Source organism: Peribacillus acanthi, assembly GCF_003073175.1.
Lineage (GTDB): Bacteria > Bacillota > Bacilli > Bacillales > DSM-1321 > Bacillus_BN > Bacillus_BN acanthi.
The window spans coordinates 248,584-265,835 of sequence record NZ_QBBX01000001.1 but is presented as its reverse complement, the minus strand read 5'-3'; the positions used below and the strand labels follow the sequence as shown (position 1 = coordinate 265,835).

Below are 17,252 nucleotides of genomic sequence, written 5' to 3'. Positions count from 1 at the left end.
TCGATTTTTGGAGTACATTTTTCGTGGTGATTGTCACAACTCGGTTTTTGTCGAACTTCGGGTGGTGACAGGCACGCCCCGGTTTTTGTCGATTAAAAAGGCTGGTCCGAAATTTCGGACCAGCCTTTTTGAAATAAATTATTTATTTAAGAAAGAGTATATTACTTTCGCTGCTTGAGCGCGTGTAGCTGTTGTTTTTGGTTCGAATCTGCCGCTAGTGTTACCAATCATAAATTCTAATTCAGCTGCTGCATCGATTGAAGCAGTGAAGCCTTTGTAGATTTTCTTGCTGTCTTTGTATTTCACAGACTTATTAGCTACGTATGCTTTTCCTGTTTTCTTTTCGTATGCACGTACAACCATTGCTGCCATTTGCTCGCGAGTGATGGCTTTGTTGGCTTCGAAATGTACTGGGGCATTAGCTGTTAATCCGTTTTTGTAAGCTATCTCGATTTCTTTATCTAGACCTACTGTTCCATCACTTAAACCAAGTGTACGAACCAGTAGAGCAACAAATTGTCCTCGAGAGATTTTCTCATCAGGAGCAAAAGTGCCGTCAGCTTTACCACTTATTACGCCAGATCCAGCTAGGCTTTCGATGTATTGCTTCGCCCAATATCCTTCTTTAACATCAGAGAAAGATTTTGTAGGTGCTGTAGCAGCTTTTAATTCTACTTTATACTTCGCAAGTCCATCAGAAAGCGTCTCTAAGTATTTAAGATTATTCGATTGGTTTGCATATTTCTTCGCTTCTGGAGAGGATTTGAACACAAGGTTCACATCACCTTTGATAGGTGCGATGCTCCAGTTTTGGTCAGCTTTCGGGTTCACTGTTCCTTTTTCGCGAATATAGTTTACTAACACTTGTAGGTTCGTATCAGGAGATTTGATGACAACTTTGTTTCCTCCTGGATTTGCTACAGGTGAGAAGGACGCACGGTAATCATTCGCTGCTACGATGAAGGATTGCTTCAAGTCGATTGGTTTGCCGTTAAACATAACGTTAACAATACGTTTGCTATCGCTAATTTTCTTCCCGTCATTATCGTAACGAGCAGGCTGAGTTACATCGATTTGGTACTCAATACCATCAATTACATCATAGTTATAGCTTGGGAAACCTGGTGCAGCACTTTTATTTTCTTTTACAAGTAGTTGCTCTTCTTTGCTGTTAGGGTCGATTTGGTTGAATTGACCCGCACTCCACTCTAACCACTCGATAATTTCAGCTCCAGTCAGCTTCAATCCCATGATGGTGTTGTTAGGATATTTATATAGTGAAGAAGTGTCTTTGATCGCCAATTTACCTACCGCTATATCTGTATAATCTGTTACACCGTCACGACCAGCTTTTAACGGCGCACCCGCAGACAATACAGGAAGTCCGTCGTACTCAGTTCCTTTAATATATTTTTCAATATATTCTTTTTGAGATTGAGTCACGATTTGAATCGTTGGATCGTCTTGGATTTGAGAGAAATAGCTGTAAAGAGCTGTTTCAGTTTTACCTACTTCAGCACTTACATATTCTTTCGTACCTTCATGATCGTCGTGTACAGCATCTAAAATTTCTTTATCCACATCTACAGTTGGTTTGCCTGCAGCCGTATCGAAAATAGGGCGATTTGTAGATTGTGAATCTACTACTGTCCATTTTCCATCCACTTTTTTAAGATCCATGTCGATGACACCAAGGTTATTACCCCAGAATCCAGGCATGATAGCAGCTACACCATTAATAGTCCCTTTTTTGTTATCAATTCCTTTAATTCCATCGAATCCTTTTCCAGGGAAGTAGGAATGCGCATGGCCAAATAGGATGGCGTCAATACCCTCTACATTAGAAAGCTGGTACGTTTGATTTTCTGCTAGGTTTTCATATTCCACATTTCCTAACCCTGAGTGAGGAACTGCAATAATAACGTCCGCGCCTTCTTCTTTCATTTTAGGTACGAATTTTTTTGCTGTATCAAAAATATCATGAGTGACAACTTTGCCCTCTAAATGCTTTTTATCCCAAAGAGTGATTTGTGGTGGAACGAAACCGATTACACCAACTTTTAATGTATGCTTTGTTCCACCTTCGTCTACCACTTCTTTATCAAGAATGATATATGGTTTGTACATATTTACATCGTTTGTTGGATCGTTATCGCCATCATACTTGTATACGTTCGCATTTACGTAAGGGAAATTAGCTCCACTTTTCGCTTGCTCTAAATATTCTAGGCCAAAGTTGAACTCATGGTTTCCTAGATTTCCTGCGTCATAACCAAGTAAGTTCATAGCTTCATAGACCGGATGCGTTTTCCCTTTTTCATCTAGAACCTTTTTATCTAAAATGTAATCAGCCATTGGGTTTCCTTGAATCAAGTCCCCATTGTCGATTAATACGCTATTCTTAGCTTCTTCTTTTGCTTTTTTGATTAAAGAAGCTGTTTTAACAAAACCAACTTTATGATCTTCTTTCCCTTGGAAGTAGTCGTAGTTCATTACATGGCTATGTATGTCTGTAGTCTCCATAATACGAAGTTTAACAATATCTTTATCCATTACTTCTGCATACGAAACAGCAGGAACAGCTAATGGAATCATCATCCCTAATGCCAGAGTTGCACTTGCAAACGCTTTCTTTTTATTGACCTTTTTCAAAATACTTCCCCCTTTGATACTATTCAAAAAATTCAGCAGCCTATTCATAGTAGCATAATCATAGTTTGGAAGTCACCTAAAAAATGTAAATATTTTGTTAGATTTTATTAAGTATAAGGTGCCTGTCACCACCCGTAATTTGTCGAAAAGCCTTTCATTTCGAATTATTTTATCTCTCAAATCACTATTAAAATACTACCTACATAAGAATATTTTGGTAAATTACTAAAGGATTTTTAATTTACTAGAGAATCGAGTTCAACTATGAGAAAAATCAAAACCAGATTTATTTTAGTGACAGCTTTTTTGCTATTCATTAGTGTGTTAACTCCTGTTTCCGTAGCTGCAACAAGCAAAGATGTGATGTTTGGAAAAGTAAAAGTGCAAAAAGGTATGATCAAAAAAATTACTATAGTAAAAGAAACATTCATTCAAAAGAAAGATTCTAAAGGAAAAATAGGAATTGTACAGAAAGCAAAGAAAGGACAGGAATTTGGCGTCTTTTCAAAAGGAATTGGGTTATATCAATTAGGACAGGGGAAGTTCGTTAAACATTCTGGAGCAGTTAAATATGCGGTGATTCCAAAGGCCCTATTAGATCAAATCAACAAACCAATAGGGGCTGTTTCAACAAATAAACCAGCTCCACCTAAAAACCAAGAACCTTCTAAACCAGTCACTAAAAATGAAGAAAATACAAAGCCAGTGGCCGATCCAATACCTGTAATTGATATTTCAAAACTTAATGAAGTTGAAAAAGAATACTATGATTTGGAAGTAAGCATGGCGCTCAATATGATTTAAGTGTCCAAAATGTTAGTTATAACGATTTCAATGGCGGAAAAATAGGAAACATGTCTTTTTGGAGTAAAACTAATCCAAAAAACCTTGTCATGTATTGGGTTAAAGGATTACAAGGTAGTACGAGAGACGGCGTTACTCTAACGAAAGATACCTATTTTGTAGCTACGAAAAAACTGACAACCGAAAAAGAGATTGAAGGTTTAATTGCGATAACTACCTACAAAGTGGGTATCATCAATATGGAAGTCTTTAAAGAACATGTAAATAAAATGTGCACCGAAAGCAATTACAAAGTAACCTATATAGATTCAGGTTGGGAAATTTCTATATATAAAAACCCATACAACACAAATTATGAAATGTGCTTTTACATTCCGTCGGATCAAATGTGGTAAATATATAGGACAGAGACTAAAACCCTCTGTCCTATTTAGTATTTTCGACAAAACTCAACAAATTCCGGGTGGTGACAGGCACCCCAAACTTCGAGGTTCCTATAGTGAATATTGAAAACTTACATAATGAGTTACACTCTCTCAAAAAGGAAAATGAATATCTTAAAAAACTTCTTGCTGCTATGATGAATAACCGCAAATCTTCTTCCAACGTTCATGTCAAGAATTCACTCCTTACTAACCGTTCCCTACCTCAAGAAAAAATTAAGCTAATACAATCTCTATTCAAGGGAAGAACGGATGCATTCGCAAAAAAGTGGATGTCACAGGATGGGAAGAAGGGGTATACGACAGCTTGTGATTTAGAGTGGCAAAAACCGATTTGCAAGAAGCCTGAAATCAAATGTATTCAGTGTCAGCATAGACAGTTATCACCCTTAACAGACCAGGTCCTGTTTAATCATCTCAAAGGGGATATTTCTATCGGCATCTATCCCATGTATCAAGATGAAACTTGTTCCTTTTTGGCATTAGATTTTGATAAACAAAACTGGCAGAAGGACGTTCTAGCTTTTGCTGAAATTTGCAAGGCTTATAGAATCCCAATTCATATCGAACGCTCCCAATCTGGTAACTGTGCACATGTATGGATGTTCTTTAATGAAAACATCCCGGCTAAACTTGCTAGAAAACTAGGAACAATCTTACTATCCAAAACTTTAGAAAAGAGAAATGAAGTTGGGCTGGATTCTTTTGATCGGATGATTCCAAATCAAGATACCCTTCCTAAAGGAGGCTTCGGAAATCTCATTGCACTTCCTTTGCATCTTCATGCAAAGAAGCAAGGCAATAGTGTGTTTGTAGATGAATCGTTTACTCCTTATCCAGATCAATGGATGTATCTATCCTCTGTGGAAAAAATATCAAAAAGAGACATTGAGAGAGTAATGATGGATTCCAAATCCCAGCCCCAAGTCATTGAAACTACTGATAATAATCCTATAGACATCAATGTCACTCTTAAAAATGGCATCTATATAAATAAAGAAGAAATACCTCCATTCCTCTATGCAAAAATTATGAATCTGGCGACATTCAATAATCCAGAATATTATAAAGCTCAGAAAAAAAGGATGTCTACTTACGGAATTTCCAGATTAATAAGCTGCTATGATGAAAATGAGAACCATATTATTTTTCCAAGAGGGTGTTTTGAAAGCTTGCAAAAACTAGCAAGCGAGCAAGCGATTAAAATTAATATGAAGGACAATACCTATGAGGGAAAGAATTTTGAAGTTTCTTTTAATGGACAACTTACCTCCCAACAAGTAGATGCCGTTTCAGAACTATTCAATCATTCAAATGGTATAATATCCGCAACCACTGGATTTGGGAAAACAGTAACGGCTGCCGCTCTTATTGCAAGAAGAAAAACAAATACCTTAATAATCGTAGATCGTAAACAACTTCTTCATCAATGGATTGAAAGACTATCGGCTTTTCTCAACGTTCCCCCAAGTGAAATTGGACAAATTGGTGGAGGAAAAAGTAAAATCACAGGAAAAATCGATGTAGCGACCATGCAGAGCCTATGATATAAAGGAGAACTTAAATCCTTCATTACTCAATACGGACAAGTCATTGTGGATGAATGCCACCACATATCAGCCTTTAGCTTTGAAAAAATCTTAAAACAAATTCGAGCAAAATATGTACACGGATTAACTGCAACTCCGATCCGTAAAGATGGTCTGCAACCTATAATCTTTATGCAATGCGGACCAATTCGATATAAGGTGGATGCGAAAACACAAGCAAAGGTACTTCCTTTTACTCACAAGCTGCTTCAGAGAAAAACAAATTTCACATCAAATTCGTCAAGCATTCAGGAACTTTATCAGCAAATGTCTACTGATAACGGGAGAAATCAACAATTGTTTAATGATGTACTAAAAGAGCTGGACGCAGGAAGATCTCCTATGATTTTAACTGAACGAATTGATCATTTAAATGAATTAAAGTCCATGTTTAGAGGATTTGCAAAAAATATTATCACTCTTTCTGGCAGCATGTCTAAAAAAGAACAAAGAATAGAATTGGAGAGACTTGCAGAAATTCCCGATGATGCAGAAAGACTGATTATTGCTAGTGGAAAATACATTGGTGAAGGCTTCGACGATTCTAGATTAGATACACTATTTCTCGCCATGCCGATCTCCTGGAAAGGAAAACTGCAACAATATGTAGGCCGATTACATCGAGTACACCCAAATAAACAAGAAGTTAGAGTGTATGATTATGTCGATCATCATATTTCCATGTTGAAAACGATGTTTGAAAAACGAATGACTGGTTATATAACGATGGGATATAAAATAGAAGGAAAAGATAAAAACAGCTCAGAACAAATGAGGTTGTTTTGAAAATGACATAACCTGTGGCAATCGACCACAGGTTATGATGATTCATAATGGTTCTCTACATCCAAAGAGGAAAAATTTAAACGTGAGGAGTAAGCGGCCTTCTAATATGAGGGTTTATTTTGAAGCTACAAAATCAAGACGTCAATTTAGTTTAGCAATTTCTCTCTCATTTCTAATCGCCTTTTCCCAAGTAAGTTCTTGAACTCCTCGCATTTCGGTAAGAACATTGGTAAAATCATCAAAATTCTTCCCGGTCTGTTTACGTAAGCTGTACTTTTCGTCTGCGGAATCCAATGTATCTTTTTTTAATCCAATGTTTTTGAATTCATAATTGAATTGGACCATATCTTCTTTGAAATCCTTCATTTCTTTTCTGAATTCTGCTAATTCGCTTCTTATATCGCTAACCATTGTAATTAAATTCGTTAGCATCTCTTCCATACGATCTAAGCGCTTTTCGTCCATTTTTATCAACTCCTTCAATTACCCTATTATATCACCCATATTTCATGATTAGAATTTCTATCATCTTTCCAATTTGTTTACATCTGTATGAACAATACTTACTTTGAATAGATGACACTTAATATAATTCTCGGTACACTAATAGAAACAAGATCGAAAGGATTAAACCGTATGACCAATTTTCTTGAAAGAATGGAACAAGCTCTGTTGAATGAAGATCAATTCGTTCAACAGTATGCTGTGAGAATATTAAAAGATAGCTATCTTCTAAAAACGGATACTCTCTTAACAGCTTTAAAAGGAGTCGACATTGGCTTAAAAAACAAAAATAGAGTGACCATTCTTCCCCATATCGATTTTCTCCCTATAAGCGAAGCTGGACTTAAAGAAATCATCAAAAGATTTGAATCCGAACCGAAGCTAGAGAACAAACATTGGTACGCTAAGCTGCTGTTGAATGCTAGCACAAACCTTCTCTTAAGCTATCGGAATGAACTACCTGAATATATTAATAGAGGTTTTTTAGAGTCTCTTGAAAAAATGAAATCGCTCGACAATAAGCAATTATCTTTGGAGTTAATCGAACTTGCGCAGTATTTAGATGAAAACGGACATCAGCCTGAGAATTTTTCTTTAGCAAAAAGGATGATGGATGAGTTACTAAGTCGTGGAGAAAATCTAGATGTGAAGTTGGAAAATGGACTCCAAAGTAAATTAAATCAAAATAACTTCCTTTCATTTGAAGGAATATTTATGATTTATTTAATTGGTGAACTACGAAATGAGAACATGATTACAGAATTAGTCGATATTCTCTGTCAAGTAGATGATTATCTTGCACATGAAGAGGCAATGAAAGCATTGATTAAGATTGGTACTGACGCTGTAGTCAATCAAGTTGAACAGATTGCCTTCAATGAAAATTCTTATTTTTACACAATAGATATACTAGGAAAAATCAAGTCAAAGTCCGCTCATGAAGCTTTACTTCGACTATTTTCGCATACTACCAACAAATCCATCCAAACACTGATAGCAGATGCCTTGTGCCAACATTTATCTGTGGAAGCAATTCCATTAGTCGAGAACATGCTTCAGAATGGGTATGATAAATCACTGCTCGATCTCGAAGAACCTCTTTACGTCAATCTAATCTTAAATAAGATTGATAAGCCATATTTGAATAATTTGAGAATGAACTTATTAGCAGAAGATAGAAGACTAGAGGATTTACAACAGCACATGGTAGCTGCACCACCAGCAGGAATTAAAGAAACAGTAGGTAGAAATGACCCTTGTCCTTGTGGCAGTGGCAAGAAATATAAAAAATGTTGTTTGTAAGATTAGAAAGGTAGAGCACATTGGGTAGAAAAAGAAAACCAGTAACAAAAAAGAAGAAAGAAGATTTCGCAACCTGTTCCTTCTATTGTAAGCATTGTGATTATAACTTTGATATCGAATGGGAAACGATTTGGGGCATTCAAGAATGTACACATGGGTATGTAGGCTTTCACACAAATGATACGTACGTTGATTGCCCGAAATGTAGTCAAACGGTAAATGACAATGACGAAGAGGATTCATTTAAGGATGATCTGTTAGTAAAGGATTTTTTCACATAACTGGAGTGCTCTCTCAAGTAAGGACAGAGATTATTAATCTCTCTGTCCTTAACCAAGCCTGAAACCACCTAGAAGGACAACCTATGCAAAATATTCAAAAAGCGATGCAGCAAGCAAAGGCTTCACTACAACTTGAAGGTTATGAAATTACTAGTCAGCATTCCGAACTAGTTCGTGCTATATTATTGAATGTAATAACTGAAGAAGAGTTCCAGGAAGAAGTGATGGAGCTCGTACAAAAACAAATGAATAACAATGAATTTAAACTACAGTATTAGTTCTTAGATAGAGTGGTATTGAAACTCCAGGACCTTTTCTCACCGCCTTCTCATCGCCTCTGTTTAAAACCTGCTTCGAATAATCTACATCTCCAAAAGTTAAAACACTTTTTAGTCGCTAAGTCTTTCCCATTTTATTAGAAAATCCCACACACTAGGGGAAAATTTTATCTTTTCTTTCCATACTTTTGCTTTTCAAAATAAAAATTAGACCCTATCCATTTATATAAACAAGCTTCTGCAATCTTACGTACTTTTATTTGAGATCTAGTCGAGGAGAGAAATATAGTTTCTTAGCTGGTAATAGCTCCTTTGAAGTTCCAATTTTCTTTGTTTATCATTCAGATACCCACAAATCATAATAACCAGAACTAAAACAGTCCTGGTTATCAATATAATCTTATTTTGTTAATATAGTAGCTTGTGCCCTCACTACAATTACGGCAAACTGAGCTCGATTTATAGGATCGTGCAAACCAAATTTTCCGTTCTTATAGCCAAGCATTAGTTTATGAGTTGAAACAGCATTAATAAATGGAGTTCCCCAATATTTAGCATTGATATCTTTAAAAGAAGGTACTTTACCATCTCCTTTTAATTGAAAGGCTAGAGTTAGAACCTTTGCAGCTTGAACCCTTGTTAGAGAGGAATCCGGATTGAATTTTTCACTTTTTGAGAAAATCCCTGCTTCCGTAAGTTTAGCAATAGCCATGTAGGCCGGGTGTGTCTCTGGAACATCTTGATACCCTGGATTTTGCGGTATGGATTTTGTCATTGGAATCGATTTATAGAGAATATCTGCAACTTCTGCTCTAGTGATTGGCTTTTCTGGATAGACATTTCCTTTATCATCTAGTGTTAGTAGATTATTAGCTATTAAGAGTTCTAATTCTTTCTTTGCCCAATAATCACTTGGAATATCATTAGCTTTCGGCTTCGTTTTAGCAATGCTAGTTAGCAAAGCATCACTCATTGCTTGGTAGCCCTCTATATTAGGATGAATATCCATTGGGTTTGGCAAATATTGTTTTGGATCATCTCCGAATTTTTCATATACAGAGACAAATGTCGCTCCTTGTGAAGTTACCATGCTGTCGATGGCTAAGTTAAGAGTCTTGGCAAGTTGGATTAATTGGGGCTTCTGGCTATCTGCAAGATATGGAAAAGGAAAATAGTATCCCATCACATATACTTTCGCTTGAGGGTTCAATTCTTTGATGGTTTGGAGAATAGCAGCATAGTTTTTAGAAATCGATTGTAATGTCGGAAGAACTTTAGCTGAATCGATCGTTAATGTTTTTTTCTCAATATCCATTTTAGCTTCCTTTAGTAAGTCATTTGCACCAGCTGAAATGGTAATGAGGTTCGATGCTTTTACAGCCTCTTGAAGTTCCGGTTTTGTTAAAAGGTCGTTTAAAACATTGTCAGTTTTGTAACCTGGAACCGCAAACTCCTTTGAGTATGTAGATAAGGCACCTTGCTCTTTCATATATGCTGCTGTTAAATCTGAATATCCACTACTTATTTCTTTTTGAGGAGTCATACCTGCTGCTAGCGAATCTCCTAAAGCCAAGTACCGAATGGATGCTAAGCCATTTGCAGATACTCCCGGCACAATGATGGATAAAAGCAATGAAAAAACTAAAACCAAACTCGTAATTCTTTTTTTAACGAACTTCATCCTACACTCTCCCTTATCAAACTTACATTCTCAAAATATATGAAGATCGTGATGGGTATATGTATTTATTTTAAAGGAATAATAAGGTGCCTGTCACCACCCGTTTTTTGTCGATATTCGACAAAAGTCGGGTGGTGACAGGCACTTCAAAAACTTCAAAAAAATCGGGGCGTGACTGGCACTCCCCGATTTCCTATTATTTAGCTAATTGATCTAGTTCGTCTTCTGGTAGTTTTTCATTACTTTCTTTTATGGAGCTTGCTTTATAAGTTCCAGGTAGTAAGTCTCCAAAGCCTTGCTCTTGTAGCAGCTGAACAATTGGAGGGATAATGCCCAAATTATTTTCAACGAGATATTTTGTTTTGGAGCGAACCATCTCGTCGAATTCTTTACTACGTGGAATGCCTGTTTCAGCAAAGATATTTTGGCTTAGTAATAAGTCCATTAACGTTAAATTTTCATAGTCATTACCGGTAAAGGTAAATTCACTATTTACCGAATACCAAAGATCTCCGTTTGTACGAATCCATTTTGGATGAAGTTTTTCGATAGCAACTTTGATTTGCTTAGCAGTTGTAAAATACTTAACGTCATTGGTTTGTTTGTACGACTCTAGTAAGAATCGCATTTCACCAAGTGCATGATTTAACGAGACGTGCGTTTTGGTTGTCTGGCCGTTTAATCCGAAATAATCGGAAATCAAATGACTTGATGCTGTGACAGGAATAATATTACCTAAAGCTTTTTGTTCCACTAAGAAGTCAGCATAGCGCAGATTTGCTTTTGACAGTTGAGGAATATTCAAGGTCTCACTCGAATTTTTCAAAAACAATGCCGCATTTTCATTTAGGCGAGTGTCAATATAAGGCGCTGTAATACCATACGGTTTTTTCAGCCATGTACTGGTGTATTCTGTTTTGAATATTGGATTCTCCCCTGCTGAAAGAGCTCCGTCAGACAATACATCTAAGTCAGCGAGAGCATTAATTACAAGGTTATGAAAATAACGTTCTTTATTATCTTGGTAGGCCGTTAAATAAACGCCACCCTGGATGCGGCCGATATTTCTTCCATATCCTTTTTGGTAGGATGGTTCAATGGAGTATGGCAGTTTCGTATAGGCACCCTCTGCAGTTAGCCAGTTGTTAATAGCCCTATATTCATTTATTGTCCGTTTAAACCATTGATTTCTTTTTTCTTCGTTACTAAACAGAGGTTTTTCCGATAAAAGAGCCCATGATTCTGAAACGGCTTTTCCACGGACTGAGATATTCAAGTTGGCTGTAATTACTTTAGTTGTTTTGTCTTCAATAACTTGATAGCTTTCTCTCTCTTCTATTAACTCACGGATAATGGATCGATGTCCATTGTCATAACGAGTCTCTCGTACTGTAGAAACATAGTTTTTTCCCAACATCACTTCGTTAGTAATTGAATCGCCACTTTTTGCCGAAAATATCCCGATTGGATGAGATGTATGATCCTCTCCAAAGGTTCCATTAGGCTTCTTATCAATAGTACCTTGTGATGCATACGTTGCTACGGAATAGTTATCCGAATTCTGGAATGGCAAAATTACCGAAGCATTATAAGTAGTGTCACCGTTATGAATAAATTTCGTGAAAACAAATGTATCCCCATTATCCATCTTTCTTAACGTTACTTGTAGAGTGCCTGTTGGTTTAGCTGCACTTCCCAAGTGATAGTAATAGTGATAATCGGTCGATAAAATATGCTTCACTGTAGAACTTTTGCTGTAAGTAATTGGTACACCCTTTGTGTTCATTCTTACTTTAATATCTTGGTGGTCATTGACCTTGATGACCACTTCTTGATTAACATCTGGATTCGAAGTCGTGTCTTCACCTAATAGATTAAGCTTGTCCATCATACGGTAAATCAGTACTGCAGATTCACCGCGAGAGGCAATTTTTGTAGGAGCAAAATTATTATCGGCTGTTCCTGAAATTAGACCGTAATAAGTCATTCGTTCTACCGCTTCGTACGCGTATTTTCCAATTAATCTAGAATCCTTGAAAGTAAGTGTTTGTCGTTCAGTATAGTCTCCTTTTAAATGCATAGCTCGATCTAGCATTACCGCGACATCTGAACGAGTAACCGGATTGTCCGCAAGTGCAAGTCCATCTTGATTACCTAATATAAGACCTGCTTTTTTAGCTGCTGAAATATCGGTATACAGTCTACTGGTACTCGGAACATCCGGAAAAGTCGAATCTCCAGCAGGTAAATCAAGTGCACGGACAAGAAATGCCAAGAACTGACCTCTCGTCACTTGTGTATAAGGACGAAAAGTTCCATCCTCAAAACCTGAGACGACACCTTCATCTATTAGGGCTTCAATTTCCTTTTTCCCCCAATGGCTATCTATATCACTATATGATTGAGCTTGAATTTGAGAAACAAAAGCAAACAACAGAAAAACTAGTAAACTTGCAGCAACTTTCCTCATAACTTCCCCTTTCATGCTATATCTTTAGTATCAATTTAAATTATAGCATTTTGTGGTGCCTGTCACCGCCCGAATTTTGTCGAATTGAGACATGGTTATTTACTTCCATTTCGGGAATTTAGAGGGTGAGAGTTCTGTATACATAGAATAGCTGCTCCATTCATAGGTCGAGGGTATAGTAACAATGTTAGCCCTGCATGGATTGAGGTGAATGTACCGACTAACTTCAAACATTCCTTTCCTATCTTCTATAGGATCGCTGAAGTATCTTTTTTCGAATACATGGCCAGTCAACTTATACTTCGTATTGTAATAATTGGCGTAGCGTTTGTTTATGAAGGCCATGAGTTTGGATAATGATTCATGAGGCGATCGTAATTGGAGATGATAGTGGTTGGTCATTAGGCAATATGCGATGACTTCATAGGGGATTTTATCGTAGAGTTGCTGAAGAATGTAGAGGAAGACCTTAAAGTCTTCTCTTGATCGAAACAGAGGATCTCTTCTATTTCCTCTTGTGGTTACGTGGTAATATAGGTCTGGCAACCAAACCCTTTGTTTTCTACCCATTTTTTAAACCTCCGTATATATTTTTTAGGGATGAGAAGGAACGAAAGAGGTTAGATGAGGATAAAAGTGTAAATCTACCTTAATTATAAGAGCTTCTTTCATATAAATCAGTCGGTATGATTCGACAAAATCCGAGGAATTTCGGGTGGTGACAGGCACTGAAAAATTCGACAAAAACCGGGGCGTGCCTGTCACGCCCCGGTTTCACAGGCACCACCCCCGCTGATTTGTAGCGTGATTTCTAATCGATTAAACCTGCATTAGCCTTAGAAGTCCTTACTTCAACCGTTAAGGAGCCTTTTTCCTTGTTAACAAATGTTTTTATCAAGAGTGGGACACTCAGTGTGTTCATAAATCTAAAATCAGGTCCTCCCCACGAAACAGTGGCATCTCTTCCCTTTGGCACATATCCAACATTGAGAGAATGATTGTGGTGTTCCACGTATTCTACTTCTAATTGGTCAATTGCGTTATAAAGTGTTGAGGAAGTCTGACAGATTCCTCCGCCAATGCCCTCAACAAATTCCTTATCTACGATTTCTTTTGCAGGTTGATATCCTCTAGCTACTGTCCGTTCTCCCACCTGTGTATTAAAAGAAAAGATATCTCCCACCCCAATAATCACATTATCGATAGTCTTTGAGGATAATTCGATATTAGCTACTCGGCCAGTAACACTCCTATCAAAATGGGTCGTATATGAAGCCACCACCACCTCGCTGAGACTCTGAACTTCTTCAGCTTTATATCCAGACTCCGTTACAGTTAGTGGTAATGGAACTTCTCCACCCTTTTCGGACAATCCTAGAATACTCTTGACTAGTTCTTTCTCAGATAATATGACTCTCGGCTTCCCTTTAATAATTTCTCCATTCTCTCCTATCTTGTCTAATACCATTCGTTGATCATAGTTTGATCTCGCTAAATCCCTAACCCAATCGTTTAATTGTTTTTTATATTCTTCTTTATTCAATTCAAAGCCCAACTCAATCGGAATGATTTCCTTAATTAACTTTCCGGTATTTGGCTCAATAATCTTTACCGAAACCTCTTCTACTTCCTCAGGTTTATTTACTACATTTTTTCCCTGCTCCACTACCCTCTTTTCTAATTCGGATACCTTTTTTTCTAAATGCATGATTTTATTCTCTAATTCTTTCTGATTCTCGTAATCCTGATTGCAGGCAGTTAATCCGATCAAGCTTCCTGCAAGTACCCCTGTAATAACCCATTTTTGTTTCATTTTGCCCCCTAATATCTTTGTAATCATTTTGAAATATATGTATGTAATCATATATATTTACATTTAATTACAGTTATGTTCGGAAAATAAAAAGGGATAAAAAATAGTCCTAACACCATAGGGCATTAGGACTGATTGAGTAAATTACTTTCGAGAATACGAATACACGCCAAAATTATTTACTATATATACTTGAAAGTTGTCTAAAACATAGATTTGAGCAGGATCCATTGGATTTGTATGGGTGATAGCCCCTACTAATTTCCCTGTCTTGTTGTAAATTTGATGCCGTGAAGACCAGATATTCTTTGTAAATTCTTCGTCTAGGCTTGTTGCCCAGTCATCGGATCCGATGATACTGTTTCCAGTTCTTTTTATTATTGGGGCCTTCGTATAATCCGCATATTTTACTGCAGCTTTTCTTACAAATGGTGTTTTCTGTATAAGCCTTCCCTTGGCATTATCCAGTTTATAATATCCTTTTTCCCCCATCATATTGATGACTTTTCCACTAGATAAGTAACCTGAAACTGTTAATCTCCCAGTTTCCTTGAGTGAGCTGATATTCGCCCCCCAGCGATTTCTACCGTCAGGTCCTATAGAGTAAATCGCTTTATATACTAATTGCCCTGGCAAAATATCTGTATTACCAATCGTCACAAAAAAATTGCCTAACGAATCTTCCTCAAGAGAGTGATCATCTTTCAAGAAAAAACTTAAATATTCAGAAGAACCTACTTTAAATGTTTTGCTCCATAGTTTTGTTCCATCTGAAAAGCTATAGGCCGATACCACTCCATCCCCTTCAGAAACAATGATTCTTTTTCCATCTCCTGATAGAAAGAATTCCCAAGTCTTAACCCTATTTTTCCATACAACTTGCTTACCATCTTTTTTGGAAAGAATCATTAATTCATCCCTATCAAGCATGGAACAAAGCTCACTTCCTGAACAATTAAAACTTGTAACAAGATAGTCATCTTTTACTACAGGGGAACTAAAAGTAAGGTCCAAATTGACAGGTAATGTTTTGTCCAGTTCCCATAGCTTTTTCCCTTGACTATTCATAGCAATTAAACGACTTTTGGAAGTTACAAAAATATTTAATTGATTATCTACCACTACATTGGGTTCTGTTGCATGTAGGATCTTAGAAGACTTATAAGATATATGTCTTATTGAACTTCCATTTAATTTATTGATGATACTTACCACTAGATAATCTTCCTTATCATACGATTGGACGATGATATAATTCCCTTTTACAGAAACTATTTCAAAATTCACTTGAGTTTTTTTCCATACTTTTTTTCCTTTGGAGTTCATTAAACCTAACTCCAATATCGTACCCCAACTACTATTCTCTGTATAAACGATGTTTCCTGACTTACTGTCCACTTCTACAATATTAAATGCTCCATTATTTTTTGTATAACTTCCTGTTGAGTATTTCCAGTTATATTTGTATCCTTCTAGTGACTTAACGGTTACTGCATCCGCGGTTTGATTGAAAAATATACATACTCCACAAACAAAAAAAATAATAAACAAGATTTTTTTAGTCACTTAACCACTCCATCTTTACAATTTTATACTTATTATAAAATATTTTCCTGGTTTATCGAAGTAAAAGTTAGCCTCTTATGTACATAAGAGGCTAACTTTATATTACGATTGATTTCTAATTTGCATTGCTTTTTGTGGAAAATCCGTCATGATCGTATCTATGTTCATTTCGATTAACTTCTTCATTTCAACCTCATCATTAACTGTCCAAACCCTTACAGGATAATTATTTCTCTCAGCTTCTCGGCTCATTTCTGTATAAGCGATTGGTATGTAAACATGTAAGGCTGATGCCCCAATAGAAGCTGCGTATTTCCAAGGTTCTACTAATATCTCCACGAACAGAATAGCTGTTTGGATTTCTGGATCAAGCTGTTTGATTTTACGTACGCTATAGTGATTAAAAGAAGAAATGATGGCTTTATCTTTATAGGCGTATTCCTCTAAATCCTTTAAAACTTTCTCTTCTATTCCTACATATTGAATCACGTCATTCTTTATTTCGACGTTTAGAAGAATATTGGTGCCCTGCAATAGCTGAAGGATTTCCTTTAATGTGGGAATGGTTTCACTTTGAAATTCTTTAGAAAACCAAGAACCTGCATCCAACTTTTTCAGCTGGGACAAAGTTAAATCCTTCACTTGACCAGTTCCATCCGTCGTCCGATCCACAGTCTCATCATGAATAACAACCAGCTCTCCATCCTTTGACAAATGAACATCCAGCTCAATCCCATCCACCCCAAGTCGAACCGCTTCACGGAAAGCTGCCATTGTATTCTCTGGATGTGTTCCTTTGCTACCTCTATGTGCATAAATATGGGTCTTTTTCATTACTTTTCACCCCTTTTGAAAAATTCGAACTACATCTTCTATTCCGACTATACCATTTACCATTGTATGATTCATTATATGCTGTTAAACTAACAAAAACTTATATACTCCTTATATAGGATGGAGATATGGTCCATTCGTTTCTACCCGGCAGCCGTAAAATGCCGGACTATAGGGAAAAGCGATTTGGAGATCGTGCATGTGCATGCCATGTACCCAAGCTTTTCTTCTATAAAGAAAAAGCTTGAG

General features: G+C 36.7%; 13 protein-coding genes, 1 pseudogene and 1 riboswitch. Of the genes and pseudogenes, 6 read left to right on the top strand and 8 right to left on the bottom strand.

Translation table 11 applies throughout. The annotated features are described in order from the left end of the window. Positions 1-138: 138 nt before the first annotated feature. Positions 139-2,652, bottom strand: a complete 2,514-nt coding sequence (locus DBX25_RS01335) for a bifunctional 2',3'-cyclic-nucleotide 2'-phosphodiesterase/3'-nucleotidase (RefSeq protein ID WP_240620103.1) — start codon at positions 2,650-2,652, stop codon at positions 139-141. A gap of 264 nt (positions 2,653-2,916) precedes the next feature. Between DBX25_RS01335 and DBX25_RS01330 the strand changes: the two genes are divergently transcribed. The 3 genes and pseudogenes from DBX25_RS01330 (at position 2,917) to DBX25_RS01320 (ending at position 6,274) form a co-directional block, all read left to right on the top strand. Then, positions 2,917-3,456 (top strand): hypothetical protein, encoded by a 540-nt coding sequence (locus DBX25_RS01330; protein ID WP_108668978.1) that lies wholly within the window; start codon positions 2,917-2,919, stop codon positions 3,454-3,456. A gap of 50 nt (positions 3,457-3,506) precedes the next feature. Then, positions 3,507-3,851, top strand: coding sequence for a hypothetical protein (locus DBX25_RS01325; RefSeq protein ID WP_108668977.1), 345 nt, complete (start codon positions 3,507-3,509; stop codon positions 3,849-3,851). A 182-nt stretch (positions 3,852-4,033) separates the two neighbouring features. Next, positions 4,034-6,274: pseudogene (locus DBX25_RS01320) on the top strand (TOTE conflict system archaeo-eukaryotic primase domain-containing protein). 141 nt (positions 6,275-6,415) lie between these two features. Here the strand turns inward: DBX25_RS01320 and DBX25_RS01315 are convergent. Continuing rightward, complete coding sequence (locus DBX25_RS01315; protein ID WP_108668976.1) at positions 6,416-6,739, bottom strand: hypothetical protein; 324 nt, start codon at positions 6,737-6,739, stop codon at positions 6,416-6,418. Between the two features lie 171 nt (positions 6,740-6,910). Here DBX25_RS01315 and DBX25_RS01310 point away from each other — a divergent pair, with 171 nt between their 5' ends. From DBX25_RS01310 to DBX25_RS01300, 3 genes are all read left to right on the top strand, one after another. After that, positions 6,911-8,080, top strand: a complete 1,170-nt coding sequence (locus DBX25_RS01310) for an SEC-C metal-binding domain-containing protein (protein WP_157950838.1) — start codon at positions 6,911-6,913, stop codon at positions 8,078-8,080. A gap of 20 nt (positions 8,081-8,100) precedes the next feature. Then, positions 8,101-8,361: a hypothetical protein gene (locus DBX25_RS01305; RefSeq protein WP_240620102.1), complete on the top strand. Its 261-nt coding sequence runs from the start codon at positions 8,101-8,103 to the stop codon at positions 8,359-8,361. A gap of 83 nt (positions 8,362-8,444) precedes the next feature. Next, positions 8,445-8,639 carry a hypothetical protein gene (locus DBX25_RS01300; RefSeq protein WP_108668974.1) on the top strand — a complete coding sequence of 65 codons (195 nt, stop codon included), beginning with the start codon at positions 8,445-8,447 and terminating at the stop codon, positions 8,637-8,639. Positions 8,640-9,039: 400 nt separating this feature from the next. On the opposite strand, the gene DBX25_RS01295 is transcribed toward DBX25_RS01300, so the two are convergent. The 6 genes from DBX25_RS01295 to DBX25_RS01270 all read right to left on the bottom strand — a co-directional run bounded on the left by DBX25_RS01295 (position 9,040) and on the right by DBX25_RS01270 (position 17,003). Continuing rightward, entirely contained in the window at positions 9,040-10,320 is a 1,281-nt protein-coding gene (locus tag DBX25_RS01295) for an S-layer homology domain-containing protein (protein ID WP_108668973.1), read from the bottom strand. A 196-nt stretch (positions 10,321-10,516) separates the two neighbouring features. Beyond that, complete coding sequence (locus DBX25_RS01290; protein ID WP_108668972.1) at positions 10,517-12,790, bottom strand: S-layer homology domain-containing protein; 2,274 nt, start codon at positions 12,788-12,790, stop codon at positions 10,517-10,519. 99 nt (positions 12,791-12,889) lie between these two features. Further along, on the bottom strand, positions 12,890-13,360 hold the full coding sequence (locus DBX25_RS01285) for a transposase (RefSeq protein ID WP_108668971.1): 471 nt from the start codon (positions 13,358-13,360) through the stop codon (positions 12,890-12,892). 241 nt (positions 13,361-13,601) lie between these two features. Continuing rightward, positions 13,602-14,603 (bottom strand): VanW family protein, encoded by a 1,002-nt coding sequence (locus DBX25_RS01280; protein ID WP_108668970.1) that lies wholly within the window; start codon positions 14,601-14,603, stop codon positions 13,602-13,604. Between the two features lie 144 nt (positions 14,604-14,747). After that, on the bottom strand, positions 14,748-16,169 hold the full coding sequence (locus tag DBX25_RS01275) for an outer membrane protein assembly factor BamB family protein (protein ID WP_108668969.1): 1,422 nt from the start codon (positions 16,167-16,169) through the stop codon (positions 14,748-14,750). A gap of 102 nt (positions 16,170-16,271) precedes the next feature. Further along, positions 16,272-17,003, bottom strand: a complete 732-nt coding sequence (locus tag DBX25_RS01270) for a glycerophosphodiester phosphodiesterase (RefSeq protein ID WP_108668968.1) — start codon at positions 17,001-17,003, stop codon at positions 16,272-16,274. Positions 17,004-17,094: 91 nt separating this feature from the next. Continuing rightward, positions 17,095-17,195: riboswitch (purine riboswitch) on the top strand. The last annotated feature ends 57 nt before the right edge of the window (positions 17,196-17,252 follow it).

Excerpts from the sequence above, each read along its gene's own strand:
- DBX25_RS01290 (WP_108668972.1), bottom strand. The coding sequence starts at position 12,790 with ATGAGGAAAGTTGCTGCAAGTTTACTAGTTTTTCTGTTGTTTGCTTTT.
- DBX25_RS01285 (WP_108668971.1), bottom strand. The coding sequence starts at position 13,360 with ATGGGTAGAAAACAAAGGGTTTGGTTGCCAGACCTATATTACCACGTA.
- DBX25_RS01295 (WP_108668973.1), bottom strand. The coding sequence starts at position 10,320 with ATGAAGTTCGTTAAAAAAAGAATTACGAGTTTGGTTTTAGTTTTTTCA.
- DBX25_RS01300 (WP_108668974.1), top strand. The coding sequence starts at position 8,445 with ATGCAAAATATTCAAAAAGCGATGCAGCAAGCAAAGGCTTCACTACAA.
- DBX25_RS01280 (WP_108668970.1), bottom strand. The coding sequence starts at position 14,603 with ATGAAACAAAAATGGGTTATTACAGGGGTACTTGCAGGAAGCTTGATC.
- DBX25_RS01310 (WP_157950838.1), top strand. The coding sequence starts at position 6,911 with ATGACCAATTTTCTTGAAAGAATGGAACAAGCTCTGTTGAATGAAGAT.
- DBX25_RS01330 (WP_108668978.1), top strand. The coding sequence starts at position 2,917 with ATGAGAAAAATCAAAACCAGATTTATTTTAGTGACAGCTTTTTTGCTA.
- DBX25_RS01325 (WP_108668977.1), top strand. The coding sequence starts at position 3,507 with ATGTCTTTTTGGAGTAAAACTAATCCAAAAAACCTTGTCATGTATTGG.
- DBX25_RS01315 (WP_108668976.1), bottom strand. The coding sequence starts at position 6,739 with ATGGACGAAAAGCGCTTAGATCGTATGGAAGAGATGCTAACGAATTTA.
- DBX25_RS01270 (WP_108668968.1), bottom strand. The coding sequence starts at position 17,003 with ATGAAAAAGACCCATATTTATGCACATAGAGGTAGCAAAGGAACACAT.